We start from the raw sequence: 18721 nt of genomic DNA on the forward strand, positions 1-18721 counted from the left end.
AGCACCGAATTGCTAGCGAGAATAAAAAGACGTGTTGGCGCCTCAGCACTTGTGGATGATTTTAGAATTGCGACACACGTTTATTACAATGCTTTCATTTCGACAGACTGGGATATTTTCCCGGCTGTTATTCGATCGTCCGGCTGATCGGCAAAGCGGCGGCATACCTGCGTCTCCGGGCAGGTGATTTAAACCGGATCAGTTTTTTGACGACAGTGCGTAGCACTAGTTTGGCAAACGTTCCCGTGTCAACTTCCTTTCACAAACTTTCTTTCATTCGCGCGATGCGTATGCAAATCGAATGGCGTCGGTAATGAACCGGAGTTAATCCTCTAAGAATTGCAATATTGCGTATGACTACGGTAAACTTTATTTTTCTTTGCGAGAGAGTGTGCTATAGCGCGAGGGCTTAAGCGAATAACCTCGAATGAGGTTTTAATTTGAACTAGCTGGAGAGTTCACCAGCAATTAGCGCGAATAAATACCCAAACAATCGGCTAACCATTCACCGCTGCCACGATTCGTGCGCACATCGCCTTGTCGGGTAATGGGCCCGAACCGGCTCGAACGTTGTCCGCCATGTATTGCGGACGCCCCGTGCCAGGAATCACGACCGTCACCGCCGGCTGCGCGAGCACGAACTTCAGAAGAATCTGCGCCCAGCTCGTGCAGCCGATTTCCCCTGCCCACGCAGGCAGCGGCGTTTTGCCGACGCGTGCCAGCAGGCCGCCGCCACCGAAAGGCTGATTGATCACGACGCCGATGCCCAAGTCCGTCGCGAGCGGCAAGATACGCGCTTCGGCGGCGCGGTCGTCCGCGGCGTAGTTGATCTGCACGAAGTCGGGTTTCTCGCTGCGCATGACGGACGCGACGTCGTCGAATGCGCTCGACGTGTAGTGCGTGATGCCGATGTAACGAATCCGGCCGCGCGCTTTCCAGTCGCGCAGCGTGGCGAGTTGCGTGCGCCAGTCGAGCAGATTGTGAACCTGCATCAGATCGATGCGCGGCTGCTGAAAGCGGCGCAGCGATTCCTCCATCTGCGCGATGCCCGCCTCGCATCCTTCGGTCCAGACCTTGGTGGCGACGAAGGCTTTGTTGTGCGCGTCCAGTTGCGTGAGCAGCGCGCCGGCCACCGCTTCCGACAAGCCGTACATAGGCGATGAATCGATCACCGAGCCACCCGCTGCGAACAGAATGCGCAGCACGTCGGCGAGCTGCGCGCGGCCGGCGGGATCGGTGCCGACATCGAAGGTGCGCCAGGTGCCGCAGCCGACCACGGGCAAGCGTTCACCCGTGGCGGGAATCACGCGTTGCGACATGCGTGGGAGCGATGTGGCGGCGGATTCGGTTTGTGACTGAGGCGTTGGCGAGCCAGGTGTTGACGATGACGTTTGGGTTGGCGTTTGGGTTAGCGTTTGAGCCGCCGCCATGCGCGGCAATGCGAGCGACGCCGACAAGCCGATCGCTGTATGACGAGCCGTGCGCAGAAAACGGCGTCTGCCCGCATTCCCAACAGCGTTTTTCGACAAAAGTGCCATGACGTACCCCCGATTCGCGCGCAGTACCGTGACTTCGTACGATACGGCAAATCGGCACAGCACGTCGATGCGACTCAAAGCGACCTGCCTCGACGATCGCAGGTCACACGTCACACGCCTAGCGGATAAAGTGCCCGCAAATCGGCATGCTCGCCAGCCGCGCGATCAACGACGACTGTTGTCCGCCACCTGCCACCGCAAACTCGTCCGCCGCCATGGCGGAGCCCGCCGCGGCACCGATCGCGATGATCGCGATCGCAATCCGGCGCAGCCGCCCGATGCGGCCCGCGAGCGAGCCCGACTCGCTGCGCCAGCTAGCCAGCAAGGTCATCGTGAGTGCAACTATCGCGCAGCACATGACTCCTCCTCAGGCGTTCGCCGTGGCGCGCTCCTGACGCGCGGGAAACGGATCGCGCCACGCGCCGATGGCGTTCAGTTGATCGTGCCAGCGCACCACTTCCGGAAACTCTTCAAGCGGCATCGCCGCGCCTTTCGCGTACGGCAGCGAGATGCCGACCGAGAAATCCGCGACCGTCAGGTCATCGCCAAGCAACCACTTGCGTCCCTTCAGGTGCTGGTTGAGCACGGCGGCATGCTTGCGGAAAAACCCTTGCGCTTCGACGACTTTCGAAGGATCGGGCTCGCCGAGTCCGACCCACGGCTTGATCAGATACTCGAAGTACAGCGCACCGGCATGCCTTAGCAGATGCTGACTATTCCAGCTGAACCAGCGCACGATATCGATCTGCTGCTGCGCGCCCCGCGGCCAGAGCGAAGATTCCGCGCGCTGCGCAAGATGGCACAGGATCGCGTCGGCCTCCCAGATGATCTTGTCGCCATCGACGAGACAAGGCACCTTGCCATTCGGATTGATCGCCAGATAGTCCGCTCGGGTATGTTCGCCCTTGCGCAGATCGACAAAGGCGTAGTCGATTGGCAACCCTAAGTATTGGGCCAGTGCGCAGGTTTTTCTGGGAGACAGCGTTTCAGCATAGTAAAGCTTCATGGTCGACCTCAGTGTGCGTTGACTTCGGTGGAATATGCTTCATTTGGCCTGGTTTTCCAGCCCGGCAAGCAGTGCGTCCAGCTTCTCGAATGCACCGGTCCAGCCGGTTTGATGACCGTCGCGAGCGGCCTCGTCGAAGAACTGCGCATGATGGAAATGCAGTTCGGTGCCCTCTTCTATCGGACGAAACCGGATGGTCACGAGCGACCGGCGCTCGGGCAGCGTGACCCACTCCCATGTGAAGACGAGCTTGCGGTCGGTCTCCACTTCCTGGTATTCGCCACGGCAGTCGTGCGTTTCGCCGTCCAGCGTCTGAAACACCACGCGAAAGCGGCCGCCCACGCGCGGATCGGCTTCGGCGCTCAGCACCGGCCCGGCGTCCGGTCCCCACCAGCGCGCCATCAGTTCCGGCCGCGTCCATGCTGCGTAGACTCTTGCAGGCGGCGCCTTGATGCGCCGAATGATGGTCAGGCTGGGCTTTTCGTTCATTCGTCGTTCCTCTCGACAAAATCGGCGAGCCGGTCGAGACTCGCGGACCAGAAGCGTTCGTAGCGTCGCAGCCACGCCATCGCCTCTTCCATTGGGCCGGCAACCAGTTCGACCGAGACGGTCCGGCCATTCTTTGTGCGCGCCACCAGACCCGCGTCGCTCAGCACGTCGAGGTGCTTCATGACGGCGGGCAGTTTGAGCGGCAACGGCCGCGCGATTTCCGTGACCGACAAGCCCGGCTCGCGCTCGAGACGCGCGAGGATGGCCCGCCGCGTGGGGTCCACGAGGGCGGAAAACGTGCGATCGAGTTGACTGACTGGAGACTTTGCCATATGGTGAACTATAGGCCGTGAACTTCGGGAGTCAAGGTTTTTTGCGGCCGACTCCGTGAACCCGTAGGCCCCTTGATACTGTCCGTCCTCGACGCGCCACGGCTATCATTCCAACGATTCGCAATCACGGATTCGCTCAGCGTCGAGAGGACAGCACCGTATGGACCTCCTTCAAGGCATGGCAGTGTTCAAGCGCGTCGTGGACGCGTCCAGTTTCTCGAAAGCGGCGGATTCACTGGAGATGCCGCGCGCCTCGGTGTCGACGCTCGTGCAGAATCTGGAGAGTCATCTCGGCGTGCGCCTGCTCAACCGCACGACGCGCCGCGTGCAGGTGACCGACGACGGCGCGCTTTACTACGAATATTGCGCCCGCATACTCGCCGAGGTCTCCGACGCCGAGTCGGCGCTATCCAGCAAACGTCAAAGTCCGCGCGGCACGGTGCGAGTCGACACGTCCGCCACGTTCGCGCATCACGTGCTGATTCCCGTGATGCGCGATTTCAACGCGCGCTATCCCGACATCACGGTGAAGCTGGGACTGGCCGACCGCAACGTGGATCTCGTGCAGGAAGGCGTCGATTGCGTAATCCGCATTGGCGTGCTCGACGATTCGAACCTGGTGGCGCGCTCGCTCGGCAGCGTGCGCATGACGATCTGCGCCGCGCCTGCCTATCTCGAGCAGATGGGCGAGCCCGCCACGCCCGACGATCTCGACCGGCACCACGCGGTCAATTATTTTTCCGCGCGCACCGGGCGCGTCTATCCGATGGAGTTCGAAGCAGACGGCGTGCTGATCAAACGACCGGTCGAGGGCAAACTCGCAGTCAACGAAGGCCTGGTCTATGTTGCGTCCGCGGTGGAAGGCCTGGGTCTGATCCAGACGCCGCGCTTCATGGCGGCGAAGGCAATCGAATCCGGCGCGTTGCGTGAGATTTTGCGCGACTGCCATTGCGCGCCGTTGCCGCTCTCGATTCTTTATCCGCACCGTCGTTTGAGCATGTCCGTGCGGGTATTCAGCGAGTGGGTGCACGAACTGGTGCAGCAGAATCCGGACTTCTGCGACTAGCCCATTCGAAAAACAGCCACAGCCACCAGCTTTCGAAAAACCAAAAAACTTCTCCGCCAAAGGAATAAAGCCACGACACCGTGCGTTCAATAAGCGCAATGACCATCGGTCATGACAGAGAGGTGCGGCCATGAAATCTGTGCTTAAAGCATTGGGCGTCGTCGTGGGCGGCGCGGCATTGGTGAGTCTTGTCGCGTCGTGCGGCGGTTCCGATTCGGTCAACAGCCAATCGTTTACGTCGACGGCACTGGTCTCGGACGGCGCCGTCGCGGCAGCGCATACGGACCCGAATCTGAAGAACGCATGGGGCGTTGCCTTTAATCCAAAAGGTTTCGTCTGGGTGGCCGATAACGCCACCTCGCTCGCCACGCTTTATGACGGCAACGGCACGCCACAATCGCTTGTGGTCAGCATTCCGAACGGAACCAACGGACCGGCGAATCCGACCGGCATCGTGTTTAACGGCACGACGGACTTCGTCGTGACTCAGGGCGGCAAATCCGGCGTGGGCGCATTTATCTTTGCCGGCGAAGGCGGCACGATTACCGCATGGGCGCCGACGGTCGCGCCCACCACCGCCTTCGTCGTATTCGACAGCGGCAGCGCCGGCGCGGTGTACAAGGGTCTCGCGCTGGCCAGCAACGGCGGCGCCAGCTTCCTCTACGCCGCCGACTTTCACAACAACAGAATCGACGTCTTCGACAAGAGCTTCGCGAAGGTATCGACGCCCGGCAAGTTCCAGGACGCGTCGCTTCCAGCGGGCTTCGCGCCGTTCGGCATTCAGGCGCTCGGCGCAAAGCTCTTCGTGACCTACGCGAAGCAGGACGCGGAGGCCCACGACAACGTCGACGGCGCCGGCCTCGGCTTCGTGGATGTCTACGATACGGCGGGCAATCTGCTGCAGCGTTTCGCCTCAGCTGGCGTGCTGAATGCGCCGTGGGGCATCACGCAGGCGCCGGCCAATTTTGGACGCTTCAGTGGCGACGTGCTGATCGGCAATTTCGGCGACGGCACGATCAACGCCTTCGATCCGGCGAGCGGCCAGTCTCTCGGCGCCATCAACTTGCCCGACAACACGCCGTTCGTGCAGCACGGTCTGTGGGGTATCGCGTTCGGCAATGGGCTCAGCAATCAGCCGGTCGACACGCTGTTTTTCGCTGCCGGCCCGAATGAAGAAACGAACGGCGTCTACGGACGTATCGATGTGAAAATGTGACGCACGAACGCGCGTCGCGGGCGCTCTCCGCCACGCGCAGGTGATTGGCGCGGCGGCCGCTTCATGCCGCGCAGCGCATGCGCGCCGCGAGCCGCTGCACGTTCAGCAGCCTCACGATCCGCTTGAGCGCGTGACGCACGCGGCCACGCAAATGCGCCGCCCGCATGGTGCGCCAGAAACGGTCCGGCGCGAAGTCGTCGAAACGCGCTTCCTTTTCGAGCAGCGCCTTGCCGCCGGGCAGATGGACGAACGAACAGCAACGGAACCAGCGCAAATCCCGATAGTTGTTGCCGGCCCAATGGCGCCCCACGGCCTGATACGCCCCGACTTCGATCAGCACTTGCCCTTCGTCGCTGAGCGCATTGAGCGCGGCCGAGATGAACGCTTCGTCGCCGTGATGCCTTAATCGCTCGCTTTCGCTGAGATAGCGTGCGTAACTCGCTCGTGCGCGAGGCACCAGCCGGCGCAACGCAACGGGTGTGGCGATCAGAAATTCGCCGCCGTACCAGCGCGGATTCATCAAGCGCCGGTCCGCGACGATCTCCAGATCCGCGACCACCCGCTCGCTGCCATAAGCCGGAAACACCTGATCCGAAATATCGAAGACACCGAGGCCGGCTTGCGCGCACCGTTCGATCAGATCGCGGTCGAGCGGCAGCAGCGCCACCATGTCGGCGTCGAGCAGCAACATCATCATGTCGGCGGGCAAGCTCTCCGCCACCTGGTCCATCAGGTCGAGTTTGAAATGCGCCGCGTAGAACGGCGTATTCTTCGGCAACTCGATGGTCGCGGTGAGCCGCGTCACGAGCGGGCGATGCTCCGCCGGTATGCTTTCGAGCCGGCGCGCGACCAGCTCCGGCGCGTTGGTCATGATCGTCAAGGTCGGCAGGCCCACGCGCCGCAAGCTGTTGTTCAGGCAGACCGCCTGACTTACATACGAGAGCGGATCGCGATTGGTCGAGTTGGGACCCGGCTTCGCATCGACATCGACATAAACGAGAGTGCACGGAAAAAGATTCACGTTGCTCCTAAGCACGCGTGAGCGACGGACCGCCTTTTGAGCGATGCCGTCACTGTCGAAGGTTGATCCACATGTTCTTGCCTCGGGGCGCGGAAGCAGCCGCAAGGTGCGCGACGTTTGAAATCGCGAATCGTGCCATCGTGGCGTCACATTCGAGCCGGGCACGCTGATCTGCGGCGATGGAGTCGGATGAACCGGGGCGCAGGCATCAGGGTTGGTCTATCGTTTCACGTCCTTGCATCGCCTTTCCGCCAAAACGCAGAGAGACATGACGTGGTGCTGCCGCAGGTTGGTCGGGGGCGATTGCATTGCGCAATAGTTGCGGATGCGTCAGTGAGCGTCGCGAATAACTTACTCGTTGCGCTTCGTCATGTGCTTACGATTGGCAGACACGTCGCTTGCGCGTCCACGCGTTCGCAACTTTGCGACAGACGACAGCGCTATTCCGCCGCGTCCGGCTCAGCTTCGTAGCGCACCGTTCCGGTGAAGCCGTGCGACCGTCAACTCATACGTACCGGCGTGGCACCGGCGGCCGCGTTTCGACTAGCTGCGCGGCTGCCGCAGCGGCCGAAAGAAGCGGCGAATTTCCGCCGCGAGCAGATCAGGCTTTTCCATCGCCGCGAAATGTCCGCCAGCGGGCATGTCGCTCCATTGCACGACGTTGAACGTTCTTTCGAGCCAACTGCGCGGCGGGTGATTGATCTCCTTCGGAAAGTGCGCGAAACCGACCGGCGGCGCGACGCGTGGCCCTTCGGCGAAACGCATCGGCTGCAGGCGGTTTTCCCAGTACATCTGGATCGCCGGGCCGATGCACTGCGTGTACCAGTAGAGCGAGATGTTGGTCAGCAGATCGTCTTTCGAAAACACACGCTCCACGTCGCCTTCGCAATCGCTCCATGCGCGAAACTTCTCGCCGATCCATGCGGCCAGTCCCACCGGTGAATCGTTGAGCGACGCCGCGAGCGTGAGCGGCCTGGTGCTGTGCATGTGCGCATAGCCGCCTTCCTGCGCGGCCCACTCGTTTTTCTCCCGCAGGAAATTTTCTTCGGCTGGCGTAAGCGGTTTTTGCGCCGCGCCGAGGGCCGGCTCATACGAACTCGGCAGGAAGTTGAGATGAATGCCCCCGACGGCTTGCGGATGCCGCGCGGCGAGCGCGATCGACACGCCCGCGCCGAGATCGCCGCCCTGCGCGCCGAAACGCTCATAGCCGAGGCCTTGCATCAGCGAGGCCCACACATCGGCCACCTGAAACGCGGACGTGCCGGCTTGCGCGGGCGCCTGCGAAAACGCGAAACCAGGCAGCGACGGCACGACGACGTCGAACGCATCGGCAGGATCGCCGCCGGACGCGGCCGGGTCGCATAAGCGGTCGAGCAGCGCATGGAACTCGAAGAACGAGCCGGGCCAGCCATGGGTGATCACGAGCGGATACGGCGCCGGCCCTACGCCGCGCCGATGGACGAAATGCACGCGCTGCCCTTGCACATCGGCGAGAAATTGCGGCTGCTGATTCAAGCCGCGCTCGGCCGCGCGCCAGTCGAAACGCTCGGCCCAATACTCAGCCAGTTCGCGCAGCCATGTGGCATCGACGCCCTGTTGCCAGGCCGGCGACGGCGTCGCGGGCGCCCAACGTGTCGCACGAATACGCCGGCGAAGTTCGTCGATCTCGTGGTCGGCGATTGCAATCTGAAACGCTTGTGTCTGCATGGCAACTCGTCCGGGACGGTGTGTGGCTCGACGTGCGCAACCGGCTCAAACAGCGGAGCCACGGCCCGTTCAGGCAGCGAGCCAGCACGAGGCAAGCTGCATGGTACACAATGGCGCATTTTTCCGTTTTGCACTCTGGAGACTGCCATGCTTCAAGCGCTCGCCGCCCTGCTCACTTTTCAGTGCCTCGGCGAAGGTGTGTCGTACGTGTTCCATTTGCCGGTGCCGGGTCCGGTGATCGGCATGCTGCTGTTGTTCGGCTTCATCATGCTGCGCCCACAAACCGCCGATGCGATCGAGCCGACCGCGCTCGAACTGCTGCGCCATCTGTCCTTGCTGTTCGTTCCAGCGGGCGTCGGCATCATGGTGTCCGCGAGCCGGATTCGCGGCGACGCTGTCGCGGTGATCGTCTCCATTGCGGTCAGCACGACGCTCGCGATTGCGGTGGCCGCGCTCGTCACGCGGGCGTTGATGCGCCGCCAGCATCACGAGCGCTCCGCGCCGGAGTCCGCATCATGACCGCCCTTCCAAAGCTCGGCGCGATCTGGGTGTATCTCGCCGCGAGTCCCTTGCTCGGGCTGACGATCACGCTGATCGCCTACCTCATCGCCCAGACAATCTACGCGAAGGCGCGCTTCAATCCGCTTGCTAATCCCGTGCTGATAGCGGTAGCGCTGCTGGTGGTGTTGCTCGAGATCACCGGCACGCCGTACGCGACATATTTTGAAGGCGCGCAATTCGTTCACTTTCTGCTGGGTCCAGCGACCGTGGCGCTCGCGCTGCCGCTCTACCGGCAATGGCCGAAGCTGCGCCGCTCCGCATTGCCGCTGATCGGCGGCCTCGTCGCGGGATCGTTGACGGCCATCGTTTCGTCGGTCGGCGTGGCGGCGCTGTTCGGCGCGTCGCATCAAACGCTCGCGTCGCTCGCACCCAAATCCGCGACCACTCCGATCGCGATGGCGGTCGCTTCCGAGATCGGCGGCATTCCGTCCCTGACCGCCGTCCTCGTCATTTCGACCGGCGTATTCGGTGCCGTGTTCGCGCGCGCGATTCTCAACGCGCTGCGCATTGCCGAACCCGAGGTGCGCGGTTTCGCGCTGGGGATCGCATCGCACGGCATCGGCACGGCGCGCGCTTTTCAGGTGAGCGAGGAAATGGGCGCGTTCGCCGGTCTCGGCATGGGCCTGAACGGTGTGTTCACCGCGTTCGTCGTCCCGGTGTTGATGCCGCTCGTCGCGCGCTGGCTGACGGGCTGAGCGACGTCATCGCAGCAACAGAAAAGCCCGATGGCCGGATAATGAGGCTTCCCGTCCCTTACCCATCCAAAGGAGTTTGCCGCGATGTCTGCCTATGAATCCAAAGTGCCGCGGGTACTGTTGACGAACGACGACGGTATCGACGCGCCCGGCCTCGCCGTACTCGAGGCCGTGGCCGCCGAGCTCGCGCACGAAGTCTGGGTGGTCGCGCCCGAGCACGATCAGAGCGGCACGTCGCATTCGATCAGCCTGCATTCGCCGCTGCGCGTGAGCCGTCAGGGCGAGCGGCGTTTCGGCGTGGCCGGCACACCCGGCGATTGCGTCGTGATGGGCGTGCGCCATCTGATGCGCGACACGCCGCCCACGCTGATTCTTTCCGGCATCAATCGCGGCGGCAACCTCGGTGTCGAGACGATGTTTTCAGGCACTGTCGGCGCCGCCATGACGGGCCTGTTGCTCGGTTTGCCGTCGTTCGCGCTCAGCCAGACTTTCAGCAATCGCGACCACGTGCGCTGGGACACCGCGCGTGCGCTCGCGCCCGGCGTGATTCGCCAGTTGCTTGCAATCGAGCACGCCGCGCCCACCTGCCTGAACATCAACTTTCCCGATGTCGACGCGGCGCGTGCCGGTCCGCTCACGCCGACTCGCCAGGGCGTTGGACTGGTGGAAGATATCGACGTGTTGCCGCAAGTCGATCCGCGCGGCATGGCTTATCACTGGCTGCGCTTTCAACGCGGCGCGCGCGCGAACGATCCCGACAGCGAAACGGCCGTGGTGGCGTCGGGGCGCGTGTCGGTCACACCGCTCGCTTTCGATCGCACCGACGAGCCCATCTTCACGCGGCTCGCGGCTTCGCTGGGTTAATCCTGCGGCTCGCCTCCCGCCAATCGCCGGTTTGCGCGGCGTCACGGACGCGGCGCAGCGGTGAGACTCGGCGCCCCGCCCGGCCCCGCGGGGTCGGGATTGCCGAACGCGGGGAGGCTGCCGTTTTCCCGGGCGCGGGCGATTTCCGCGCGCACCTGCGAGCGCGTTTTCGGGCCGCCGTCCGTTTTCGCCACCGTGCCGGCAGACGGCATAGCCTGCACCAACGGCGGCGACGGCAAGGTGGCTTGCGTGGCCAGGCCTGCTTGCGGCTCCGTCGGCGCAGTTGAAACCAACGGCGGTTTCTGCGGCACTTGCTGGACTAGCGGCGTCACGACGCCCGGCACGCTGGTCGCGCTCTGCATCGCTTTCAGCTCGGCCTGGACCGATGACGGTTGCCTAGCCATGGCCGGTTCGCCGTTGACCGGCGTTCTCGCGTCCGGCGCGCTGTGGCCGTCGACACGGGCGACCAGGCTGTCCAACGCGGCCTGGCTCTCCGCATAACTCGTCTCGCGGTTCGCCTCGGGGTTCGTCTGTTCCCGGGCCGCAGCGCGGCTTTCACGCGACCGGCCATGTTTCGCTGATGAAGAAGACATCCGCACGGGCTTCGCAGCAGGTTGCGGCGCCTTCTCGGCTCGCGGTACGGTCACGGCACGCTGCTCGTTATCCGCGCGCGCCTGCACTTCCTTTTGCAACGCGCGCACCTGATCGTCGTCCTGATGCGCGGAACGCGCTGCATCCAGTTGCGCCTGCGCGGCGGCAAGATCGTTGCGTTGCAGACTATTGCGCACCGCCTGCAGGCTGCTGGCCGGAGCACCGCTCGAATCGCTGCGAGCGGTGACCGGTCCGGATATGACCGCGCCGCTGATCGTGTCGCCACGCGTGCGATAAGCCGGCGTCTCACCTCGCGCGGCACCGAATTCGTCCGTCGACTGCCAGGGTTTGCCGGCCTGCGAGACATAGGCAGCGATTGCAACAGCGCTGACGACAAGACCTGCGAGAACGATCTTCCTGGGTTCGCTATACATGCGCCTGCCCTTCGAGTCGTGTTGAATGCGTGTCCGCGGCTGCACGGAAATGCCCGGATTCATCAGAAGGTTGCGACGAACAGGTCCGTTGGACGCCGCTACGATAACCGCGAGTTCGCGGCCCCGGCTTTAGCCGCGGGTTCGGCCGATCAAGTCACGTACGGAGGCGCACGCGAACTGGATGCGCTCATTTTCTATTTATATCAGTGAGGCGTCGAATCGTCCGATTGTGCATGGCCCATTGGCCGAAAAAGCCAGCCTCGACGCGTATTTTTTCCCGATAGTACCTGGAACTGCGAAGCAATCCGGGAAAACCGAAAGGTGTCCGGAACTTTTCGCGGGCCGACTGCGCAGCTCGCAACGGTGGAAAACGGATTATGCCTGCAGCGCCATCACGGATCGACTCAGTGAAAAAGCAAAACCGCCATGCTCGTTGGTGCAGCGCAGCGGCTGCGCATCTTGCGCATGCCGCTCGCATAGTCGTTTGTAACGCCGTGTAATTTGTGCGATGCTAGCCACGCCCTGGTTATCCCTAGAAGAAGCATTGGGCGCGAGGCAGACCAATCCTGTTGTCCATTCCTCTGGAGGAGACATGATTGAGTCATCGCAATTGCGCAACATCGCGCGCGTCGGCAGCGTATCCCGCACCGCTTTCCGTAGCGTCGAATCCACCAGGCTGCACCGCATAGCGGCCGCTTCAAGCTTCGTTTTCCTGATCAATCTCGCCGGCGTCTGCCATGCCGACACGCAGGTCGGCGGCACGCTTCCGCCCGCGCCCGACATACTCTACGGCGATCTCTTCGTCGCCGTGCAAACCGCGCAAATCTACCCGGATCAGAAGACCTTCGTCGACGCAACGCCGAACGCCGATCCCGCCGCGATCGTCCAACTGTACGAGCAGCAAAAGCACAACCCCCGCTTTTCGCTGGCGAAGTTCGTCAACAAATACTTCACGCCGCCGAGTGAGCCGATCATCACGCCGCCCGCCAACCAGACTCTGCGTGAACACATCAACTGGCTGTGGCCCGCATTGACCCGCACCACCACGAGCGCGCCGCCCAACAGCTCGCTGATTCCATTGCCGAAACCCTATGTGGTGCCGGGCGGCCGTTTCCGCGAAGGCTACTACTGGGACACCTATTTCACGATGCTTGGGCTGCAGGAATCGGGCAACGAAAATCTCGTCGACGACATGCTCGACAACTTCGCCTACGAGATCAATACCTTCGGCCATATTCCGAACGGCAATCGCACCTACTACCTCGACCGTTCGCAGCCGCCGTTTTTCTCGCACATGGTCGAACTCGCCGCGAAGGCGGAAGGCCACGGCGTCTACCAGAAGTACCTGCCGGCGCTGCGCAAGGAATACGCGTACTGGATGCAGGGCGAGACCACCACGCAACCCGGCTCGGCCACGCGCAATGTGGTCGTGATGCCGGATCGCACGGTGCTCAACCGCTACTGGGATGAGCTCGACACGCCGCGCGACGAGTCGTATCTGGAGGACATCCAGACCGCGCAACAGGCGAGCGGCCGCAAGCCGAACGACGTCTACCGCGAGTTGCGCGCCACCGCCGAAAGCGGCTGGGATTTCAGCTCGCGCTGGTTCGGCGACAACATGACACTCGCGACGGTGCGCACCACGTCGATCATTCCGGTCGACCTGAACAGCCTGATGTTCCACCTCGAGATCACCATCGCCAAGGGTTGCGGCGAGACGCGCGATTTCCGCTGCGTCGGCGAATTCGCGCAGCGCGCCGCGAAACGCGCGCTCGGCATCAATCGCTATCTGTGGAATCCCAACGGCTATTACGGCGACTATGACTGGGAGCTCGCCAAACCGCGCGACAACAAGACGGCCGCGATGGTGTTTCCGCTGTTTGTCGGCGCGGCGTGGCCAGAACGTGCGCTCAAGACGGCGAAACAGGTGCAGTCGACCTTGTTGAAGCCGGGCGGCCTCGTCACCACGACCTACAACACGACGCAGCAATGGGATGCGCCGAACGGCTGGGCGCCGCTGCATTGGGCCGCCATTCAGGGCTTGAAGCGCTACGGGCAGGACGAGCTCGCGCAACAGATCGGCACGCGTTTTCTTACCGACGTGAAAGGCGTCTACGCGTCCGATCAGAAACTGGTCGAGAAATACGTGGTGGAAGGCTCGGGAACGGGCGGCGGCGGTGGTGGCGAATATCCGTTGCAGGACGGCTTCGGCTGGACCAATGGCGTGACGCTCAAGCTGCTCGACCTGTATAGCCCGGGCGATTGAGTCCGCACGGAGGGCGGGCTTGCGGCCGTGGCGGCCCATGAATACTGTATAAAAACACAGTATAATGATTGCCCGAGCCGCCCTTCGTTGTCCGACCGCGCGGCACCCAGCCCACGTCGGAATCATGGTGTCCCAGCAAGCCCTATTCGCGCCCGAGCCCTTTTCCCTTCTCCATGACCAGGAAGGCGGAATCCGCTATCTGCCCGAGTCGATCCCGGCTGCCACGGCGCAAGCGTGGTTCGAGACGGCGCTGCGCAATGTCGGCTGGCTGAGTCAGCAGCGCATGATGTACGACCGCGAAGTCGCTGTGCCGCGTCTGCTCGCCACGTTCGCGCGTGGTGCCGACGATCTGCCCGCACCCTTGGGCGAAGCATTCGAAGCCGCGCGCGCGCTCGTGGGCGCGCCGTTCAACCGCGTCGGCCTCAATCTCTATCGCGACGGCGGCGACAGCGTCGCGCTTCACAGCGACAAGACCGAGAAGCTGGTGCCCGCCCAGCCCATTGCCATCATTTCGCTCGGCACGAGCCGCCGCATGTCGATCCGGCCGAAAGCGGGCGCCGGCGCCGGACGGATCGTGCATGTTGAACTGGAACCCGGCAGTTGTCTGGTCATGAGCTATGCGTCGCAATTCACGCACGAGCACGGCATTCCCAAGCTCGCGGGTGTGACGGAGCCGCGTATCAGCCTTGCGTTTCGATGCTTCAGCGGTTGACTAGCGAATGGTGCGTCAGAGCAACGTGACCCTGCCGGTCGCCAGGTCGTAAATGCCGCCGGCAATCTTGACCTTCCCGCTTTTCACATACGGCCCGATCATCGGTCTGGACGCGATCAGCCGGTTGACATTCAACCTGACGTTTTCAATCGTGGTTTGCGTAACGAGATCGTCGCCTTGATCTCCTTTCGTCACTTTCGTCACTTTCGCCAACTGCATGGCGGGCTTGATCGCGCGAACCAGTTCCGGCAGATGGCCGGGCAAATGAACGCCATCCTTGAGCGCCTTGACCGTGGCGCTCACCGCACCACACTGCGTATGTCCGAGCACCATGATGAGCGGCACGCCGAGGAACTCGACGCCGTATTCGAGGCTCGCGAGAATATCGTCGTTGACGAAATTACCTGCCACGCGCACCACGAACAGATCGCCCGGACCCTGATCGAAGGCGAGCTCGGGCGCGACCCGCGAATCCGCACACCCAACGACGGCGGCAATCGGATACTGCGCCGAGACACGCGCCGCGCGGCCTGCGGAATAGTCCTTGTTTGAAGGGTTGTTCGCGGCGTAACGGGCGTTGCCCTGCATCAGGCGGTCGAGCGCTTCAGAAGGTGGAATCGAATTCGGCGCATTGCCTGGCGCGGGATCCGCCGCCACGGCTACGCGCCGCGACAAACCCGCCAGCGTGATCGACGACGCACCGGCCAGCAGCAGATTGCGCCGCGTGGGGGAAGACAGATGACGGCCGCACATGGCTCGCCTCCTATGTCATGAGCAACGCCCCAGCGGTGCCGTTCGAACCGGCATGAGCCGTGAAAGCGGGCCGCGCGCGCGACGCCTCATCGTGCGCATCCCACGCTCGGACATCAAGTTAGACGGCGTAGATGTCCGGGTTGTCCACTAGCGGTAAAAATTTGCCGCTAGTGCCGTCGAGCGCGAGCATCGTGCCGCTTTCGATATCGAAGATCCAGCCGTGCAGCCGCAGTGTTTTATTCGCGAGCCCGACTGCCACCGACGGATGCGTGCGGATGTTCGCCAGTTGCGCGATCACGTTGTCCTTGACCAGCGCGGAGAGGCACTCGGCGTCCGAATGGTAGGTGCGTGATGCGTTGATGGCCTTGGCCGCATCCGCGTGACGCAGCCAGCCCGCCACTGCCGGCAGATGATCGAGATTCTTGCAGGTCGAGATCGCCGTCATCGCGCCGCAGTTCGAGTGGCCGCAGATCACGATATCGCGCACGCCCAACACGGCCACCGCGTATTCGACGGTCGCCGACACACCGCCCGGTTCCGGACCATAAGACGGCACGATGTTGCCCGCATTGCGGATCACGAACAGCGAACCCGGCTCGGTCTGCGTCAGCAGCTCCGGCACGACACGGCTATCCGAGCACGTCACGAAAAGCGTGCTGGGACTTTGCGCCGTGGACAGACGCTTGAACAATGCGCTTTGCTGCGGAAAGACTTCGCGTTGAAAGCGGATGAGACCCTCGATGATTTCCTGCACGATTGTTCTCCATAAATCGAAGCGTGAGCCCGCAGTGCTCGCGGCAATATGAAACCCGCGAGCATACATGCGATCCATTGGCGCGACTATACCGCAGCCAAAGGCTGCGACCGCGCACTGGACAAACATGCGAGTGCGAACGTCGCCGAGGCGCCATGGTGAGAACATTTTCACCGTGCGCGGCGAAATAAAAAAAGCCCCGGCTGTTACCAGCCGGGGCCAACTCTCTCGCTCGCACACCGGAAACCGTGCGTGCCTGACTACTTTACCGATACCGCCGGAGCCGATATATACGCCATGCTGGAAGAGTCCCTTCCAACCCGGCGCGCACTACCCCGCGCCCGTCGGATCAACGGCTATACATCGCATTCCAGTCGGCGGAAGACACAGCCGGGCGGCCGCTTTGCGAGGTACCCGCCACGTTGCCGCCATAACCGCTGGTCTCGCCATTGCGCGCGGCGACGCGCGCTTCTGCGGCCTGAATCGCTTCCGGGTAATGCGCCTGGTCGCCGTCGCCGACGTGATAGCCGCCCTGCTGCAGTTGAACCAGTTCCGCGCGCACCTGCTCGCGCGTAATGCCGGAATTCGATTGGGCGAACACGGTGGCCGAAGCAGCCAGCGAAGCGACGATAACGACAGCCTTGATCAGGGAATTCATGATGGAAACACCTCCGATAATTGATGGTCAGCAGCGCTTCGAATCGCTCTCCGCGCAACCGCTGAAACCAATATAGGTGCCGATTCCTCATAGAATAACGGCCCGCCGTCGAAGGGATTGTTCCTGAATCCGGAGCAATCACGCTCAGAAGCGCGTGCGGATCCCCACCGTGCCGACCACCTGATTTGCCGTCGACGACGCGCCGCCCGCGGTGTTGATAAACGCGGTGTAGCCCTTGCCGCTCACGTGCTGGTACATCGCTTCGGCATACACGTCGGTGCGCAACGACAGCGCATAGACGGCTTGCAGGTTCACCTGATTCCACTTCGGATCCGAGCCGAAGCTCGAGGTGCCGCCCACATGCGCGTCCGTATAGGTATAGGCCGCCCCGAGGCTCACCGCGGGCGTCACGGCGTACTTGCCGTTCACTTCGTAGTTGTCGAAGCGCATCGAGCCATGCGTGGCGCCGAACGATGCGGTGTTCTGGAACTGGCTGTGCGTGTAGACGAAGCCGGCCGTCACGGGACCAAAGCCATAGCTCAACGCGGCGCCAGCCGTGCGCTGCACATCGGCGCCGAGCTGAAAGCCGCCCGTGCCATTGGCCGCGGATTCGCCGAGATCGACCGCGCCGGACGTATTGCCGGTCGAGTTCGAACCGTTGATCTGCAAATAGCCGGCAGCCGCCTTGAACGGACCGTTGACATAGCTCACGCCGGCGCTATAGGCACGATTGACCGCGAATTCCGTGTTGTTCGAGAATGCGTACATCCCACCGAACTTCAGACCGGCGTAGTTCGCGCTCGTGTACTTCACGGCGTTGCTCATGCGCACGGAGTGATTCAGATTGTCATTGTCGAACGGATGTGCGAAGCCGGTATCGCCGAAGGTGCCCGCCGTGCCCGAGAGCGGCGCGACGAAATCGACCAGCGAGTCGTACTGGCGGCCCAGTGTGAGCGTGCCGTACTGCTTGCTGCTCAAGCCGACAAACGCCTGACGGCCGAACAGCCGGTTGTTCTGGCCGAGCTTGCCGTTCTGCACGTTGTAGCCGTTCTCCAGCACGAAAATCGCCTGCAATCCGCCGCCGAGATCTTCCGCGCCGCGCAAGCCGAAGCGGCTGCCGTTGATGTTGCCGCTCGTCGCCTGAACGAGCGCGCCCTGCGATCCGCCCTTCTTCACGTTGTTGGTGTACATCACGCCGGCGTCGATGAGGCCGTACAGCGTGACCGAACTTTGCGCATGCGCCGTCGCCGCGGCGAGTCCTGCGAACGCCGCGACCGCGGCGGTAATCTTTTTCACGTCAATGCTCCTGCGTAGCTGGAATATCAGGTTGAACAGCGACGCGAGTATAGAAACACGGGCATTGAAAACGAATGCCCCGACCCTGGAGCAGTCCTTTATGGAATCTGGAAGAATCCGTCATCTGCACGCAGCAATCGCGATGTGCCGCGCTTCGACGAGGTGTTTTGAAAGCAGGAGACGCGCGGCGATGGCTCTGCGCGGAATGGCGGGTTGTGTATGAACAACAGCCGTTGAGTCGTTTGCGAGGCCCGGCGCGCGCGCCGGGCTCATCGTCAATCAGAAACCAGGCCGCTCAGGCCCTGTTGAAATCACCGGTTTCGAGTTCCACGGACTGCCCGCCGTTTTTTTCGAGGACCTTGCGCGTAGCGTTTTCAATCCGCGCGCGATTCGCCTCGAACGTATTGACGAGGTCATGGGCCGAAGGGCCGTCGTTGCCGAAATGCTCGTTCAGCGCATCCAGCGACACGCTGCACCAGACGTCGGCCCCGTCGACATTGGCTTCGAAGGCGACGCGCGCCGCCGCAACCACTTCACGGCGTCCGGTGAATTCGATCCTCATGATGACCCTCCATTTGTCGAAAGAAAGCTTCGAGTGCGCAAACGCTGTGCCACGGCGGCGTGGTCCGCAAGACCGGCCGGGGTCAGCGCGCATTCTCAGCAGGGTGCATACTCGACACCGGCCGTCCTCGTACGGTCGTGCCGATGCGTCACGGCCTGGCCGCCCATGGCCACGCTGCCCGACGTGCCTTATATCCTAAT

The 18721-nt window shown here is 62.8% G+C and carries 20 protein-coding genes; 7 read left to right on the top strand and 13 right to left on the bottom strand.

The genetic code is table 11. From position 1 onward, the window contains the following. Nucleotides 1-497: 497 nt before the first annotated feature. The 5 genes from B0G82_RS35305 to B0G82_RS35325 all read right to left on the bottom strand — a co-directional run bounded on the left by B0G82_RS35305 (nucleotide 498) and on the right by B0G82_RS35325 (nucleotide 3365). Nucleotides 498-1538 (bottom strand): aldo/keto reductase, encoded by a 1041-nt coding sequence (locus B0G82_RS35305; RefSeq protein WP_121311054.1) that lies wholly within the window; start codon nucleotides 1536-1538, stop codon nucleotides 498-500. Nucleotides 1539-1656: 118 nt separating this feature from the next. Next, nucleotides 1657-1896, bottom strand: coding sequence for a hypothetical protein (locus B0G82_RS35310; protein ID WP_147308703.1), 240 nt, complete (start codon nucleotides 1894-1896; stop codon nucleotides 1657-1659). Between the two features lie 9 nt (nucleotides 1897-1905). Then, on the bottom strand, nucleotides 1906-2544 hold the full coding sequence (locus B0G82_RS35315) for a glutathione S-transferase family protein (RefSeq protein ID WP_121310617.1): 639 nt from the start codon (nucleotides 2542-2544) through the stop codon (nucleotides 1906-1908). Between the two features lie 39 nt (nucleotides 2545-2583). Continuing rightward, nucleotides 2584-3033: an SRPBCC domain-containing protein gene (locus tag B0G82_RS35320; protein WP_106278145.1), complete on the bottom strand. Its 450-nt coding sequence runs from the start codon at nucleotides 3031-3033 to the stop codon at nucleotides 2584-2586. Then, a complete protein-coding gene (locus B0G82_RS35325; protein ID WP_116121756.1) occupies nucleotides 3030-3365 on the bottom strand; it encodes a metalloregulator ArsR/SmtB family transcription factor in 336 nt (111 codons plus the stop codon). Before B0G82_RS35325 ends, B0G82_RS35320 begins: the two co-directional genes overlap by 4 nt. Before the next feature lie 160 nt (nucleotides 3366-3525). Here B0G82_RS35325 and B0G82_RS35330 point away from each other — a divergent pair, with 160 nt between their 5' ends. Together B0G82_RS35330 and B0G82_RS35335 are read left to right on the top strand one after the other, a co-directional pair. Continuing rightward, complete coding sequence (locus B0G82_RS35330; protein ID WP_121310619.1) at nucleotides 3526-4431, top strand: LysR family transcriptional regulator; 906 nt, start codon at nucleotides 3526-3528, stop codon at nucleotides 4429-4431. A gap of 130 nt (nucleotides 4432-4561) precedes the next feature. Beyond that, nucleotides 4562-5647, top strand: coding sequence for a TIGR03118 family protein (locus B0G82_RS35335; RefSeq protein WP_121310621.1), 1086 nt, complete (start codon nucleotides 4562-4564; stop codon nucleotides 5645-5647). A gap of 61 nt (nucleotides 5648-5708) precedes the next feature. Here the strand turns inward: B0G82_RS35335 and B0G82_RS35340 are convergent, their stop codons facing one another. After that, the gene (locus tag B0G82_RS35340) at nucleotides 5709-6668 is read right to left on the bottom strand and encodes a hypothetical protein (protein WP_121310623.1); all 960 of its coding nucleotides are present in this window, start codon (nucleotides 6666-6668) and stop codon (nucleotides 5709-5711) included. 543 nt (nucleotides 6669-7211) lie between these two features. After that, nucleotides 7212-8375 (bottom strand): epoxide hydrolase family protein, encoded by a 1164-nt coding sequence (locus B0G82_RS35345; RefSeq protein ID WP_121310624.1) that lies wholly within the window; start codon nucleotides 8373-8375, stop codon nucleotides 7212-7214. Between the two features lie 147 nt (nucleotides 8376-8522). On the opposite strand from B0G82_RS35345, the gene B0G82_RS35350 reads away from it, so the two are divergent. From B0G82_RS35350 to surE, 3 genes are all read left to right on the top strand, one after another. Then, nucleotides 8523-8894, top strand: coding sequence for a CidA/LrgA family protein (locus tag B0G82_RS35350; protein ID WP_121310626.1), 372 nt, complete (start codon nucleotides 8523-8525; stop codon nucleotides 8892-8894). Further along, nucleotides 8891-9631 (top strand): LrgB family protein, encoded by a 741-nt coding sequence (locus tag B0G82_RS35355; protein WP_116145022.1) that lies wholly within the window; start codon nucleotides 8891-8893, stop codon nucleotides 9629-9631. Before B0G82_RS35350 ends, B0G82_RS35355 begins: the two co-directional genes overlap by 4 nt. 84 nt (nucleotides 9632-9715) lie before the next feature. Further along, entirely contained in the window at nucleotides 9716-10495 is a 780-nt protein-coding gene (gene surE, locus B0G82_RS35360; protein WP_121310628.1) for a 5'/3'-nucleotidase SurE, read from the top strand. 41 nt (nucleotides 10496-10536) lie between these two features. Here surE and B0G82_RS35365 read toward each other — a convergent pair whose 3' ends face one another. Further along, nucleotides 10537-11520, bottom strand: a complete 984-nt coding sequence (locus B0G82_RS35365; protein WP_158608213.1) for a DUF4148 domain-containing protein — start codon at nucleotides 11518-11520, stop codon at nucleotides 10537-10539. A 592-nt stretch (nucleotides 11521-12112) separates the two neighbouring features. Here B0G82_RS35365 and treA point away from each other — a divergent pair. Together treA and B0G82_RS35375 are read left to right on the top strand one after the other, a co-directional pair. Continuing rightward, nucleotides 12113-13786, top strand: a complete 1674-nt coding sequence (treA, locus tag B0G82_RS35370) for an alpha,alpha-trehalase TreA (protein WP_121310631.1) — start codon at nucleotides 12113-12115, stop codon at nucleotides 13784-13786. Between the two features lie 124 nt (nucleotides 13787-13910). After that, a complete protein-coding gene (locus B0G82_RS35375; protein WP_121310633.1) occupies nucleotides 13911-14498 on the top strand; it encodes an alpha-ketoglutarate-dependent dioxygenase AlkB in 588 nt (195 codons plus the stop codon). A 15-nt stretch (nucleotides 14499-14513) separates the two neighbouring features. Here B0G82_RS35375 and B0G82_RS35380 read toward each other — a convergent pair whose 3' ends face one another. The 5 genes from B0G82_RS35380 to B0G82_RS35400 all read right to left on the bottom strand — a co-directional run bounded on the left by B0G82_RS35380 (nucleotide 14514) and on the right by B0G82_RS35400 (nucleotide 18521). After that, nucleotides 14514-15251: a carbonic anhydrase gene (locus B0G82_RS35380; RefSeq protein ID WP_121310635.1), complete on the bottom strand. Its 738-nt coding sequence runs from the start codon at nucleotides 15249-15251 to the stop codon at nucleotides 14514-14516. 118 nt (nucleotides 15252-15369) lie between these two features. Then, a complete protein-coding gene (locus B0G82_RS35385; protein WP_116121771.1) occupies nucleotides 15370-16005 on the bottom strand; it encodes a carbonic anhydrase in 636 nt (211 codons plus the stop codon). Nucleotides 16006-16354: 349 nt separating this feature from the next. Next, nucleotides 16355-16663: a DUF4148 domain-containing protein gene (locus B0G82_RS35390; RefSeq protein ID WP_116145034.1), complete on the bottom strand. Its 309-nt coding sequence runs from the start codon at nucleotides 16661-16663 to the stop codon at nucleotides 16355-16357. A gap of 144 nt (nucleotides 16664-16807) precedes the next feature. Beyond that, nucleotides 16808-17959, bottom strand: a complete 1152-nt coding sequence (locus B0G82_RS35395; protein WP_121310637.1) for a porin — start codon at nucleotides 17957-17959, stop codon at nucleotides 16808-16810. A gap of 295 nt (nucleotides 17960-18254) precedes the next feature. Further along, nucleotides 18255-18521 (bottom strand): DUF1488 domain-containing protein, encoded by a 267-nt coding sequence (locus B0G82_RS35400; protein WP_106278178.1) that lies wholly within the window; start codon nucleotides 18519-18521, stop codon nucleotides 18255-18257. Between the last annotated feature and the right edge of the window lie 200 nt (nucleotides 18522-18721).

The organism is Paraburkholderia sp. BL17N1 (assembly GCF_003634175.1).
Taxonomy (GTDB): domain Bacteria; phylum Pseudomonadota; class Gammaproteobacteria; order Burkholderiales; family Burkholderiaceae; genus Paraburkholderia.

Bases quoted from the DNA above. Each gene is read 5' to 3' on its own strand.
- B0G82_RS35320 (WP_106278145.1), bottom strand. From the start codon at position 3,033: ATGAACGAAAAGCCCAGCCTGACCATCATTCGGCGCATCAAGGCGCCG.
- B0G82_RS35330 (WP_121310619.1), top strand. From the start codon at position 3,526: ATGGACCTCCTTCAAGGCATGGCAGTGTTCAAGCGCGTCGTGGACGCG.
- B0G82_RS35365 (WP_158608213.1), bottom strand. From the start codon at position 11,520: ATGTATAGCGAACCCAGGAAGATCGTTCTCGCAGGTCTTGTCGTCAGC.
- B0G82_RS35315 (WP_121310617.1), bottom strand. From the start codon at position 2,544: ATGAAGCTTTACTATGCTGAAACGCTGTCTCCCAGAAAAACCTGCGCA.
- surE (WP_121310628.1), top strand. From the start codon at position 9,716: ATGTCTGCCTATGAATCCAAAGTGCCGCGGGTACTGTTGACGAACGAC.
- B0G82_RS35335 (WP_121310621.1), top strand. From the start codon at position 4,562: ATGAAATCTGTGCTTAAAGCATTGGGCGTCGTCGTGGGCGGCGCGGCA.
- B0G82_RS35305 (WP_121311054.1), bottom strand. From the start codon at position 1,538: ATGGCACTTTTGTCGAAAAACGCTGTTGGGAATGCGGGCAGACGCCGT.
- B0G82_RS35380 (WP_121310635.1), bottom strand. From the start codon at position 15,251: ATGTGCGGCCGTCATCTGTCTTCCCCCACGCGGCGCAATCTGCTGCTG.
- B0G82_RS35325 (WP_116121756.1), bottom strand. From the start codon at position 3,365: ATGGCAAAGTCTCCAGTCAGTCAACTCGATCGCACGTTTTCCGCCCTC.
- B0G82_RS35375 (WP_121310633.1), top strand. From the start codon at position 13,911: ATGGTGTCCCAGCAAGCCCTATTCGCGCCCGAGCCCTTTTCCCTTCTC.
- treA (WP_121310631.1), top strand. From the start codon at position 12,113: ATGATTGAGTCATCGCAATTGCGCAACATCGCGCGCGTCGGCAGCGTA.
- B0G82_RS35390 (WP_116145034.1), bottom strand. From the start codon at position 16,663: ATGAATTCCCTGATCAAGGCTGTCGTTATCGTCGCTTCGCTGGCTGCT.
- B0G82_RS35310 (WP_147308703.1), bottom strand. From the start codon at position 1,896: ATGTGCTGCGCGATAGTTGCACTCACGATGACCTTGCTGGCTAGCTGG.
- B0G82_RS35350 (WP_121310626.1), top strand. From the start codon at position 8,523: ATGCTTCAAGCGCTCGCCGCCCTGCTCACTTTTCAGTGCCTCGGCGAA.
- B0G82_RS35400 (WP_106278178.1), bottom strand. From the start codon at position 18,521: ATGAGGATCGAATTCACCGGACGCCGTGAAGTGGTTGCGGCGGCGCGC.
- B0G82_RS35355 (WP_116145022.1), top strand. From the start codon at position 8,891: ATGACCGCCCTTCCAAAGCTCGGCGCGATCTGGGTGTATCTCGCCGCG.
- B0G82_RS35345 (WP_121310624.1), bottom strand. From the start codon at position 8,375: ATGCAGACACAAGCGTTTCAGATTGCAATCGCCGACCACGAGATCGAC.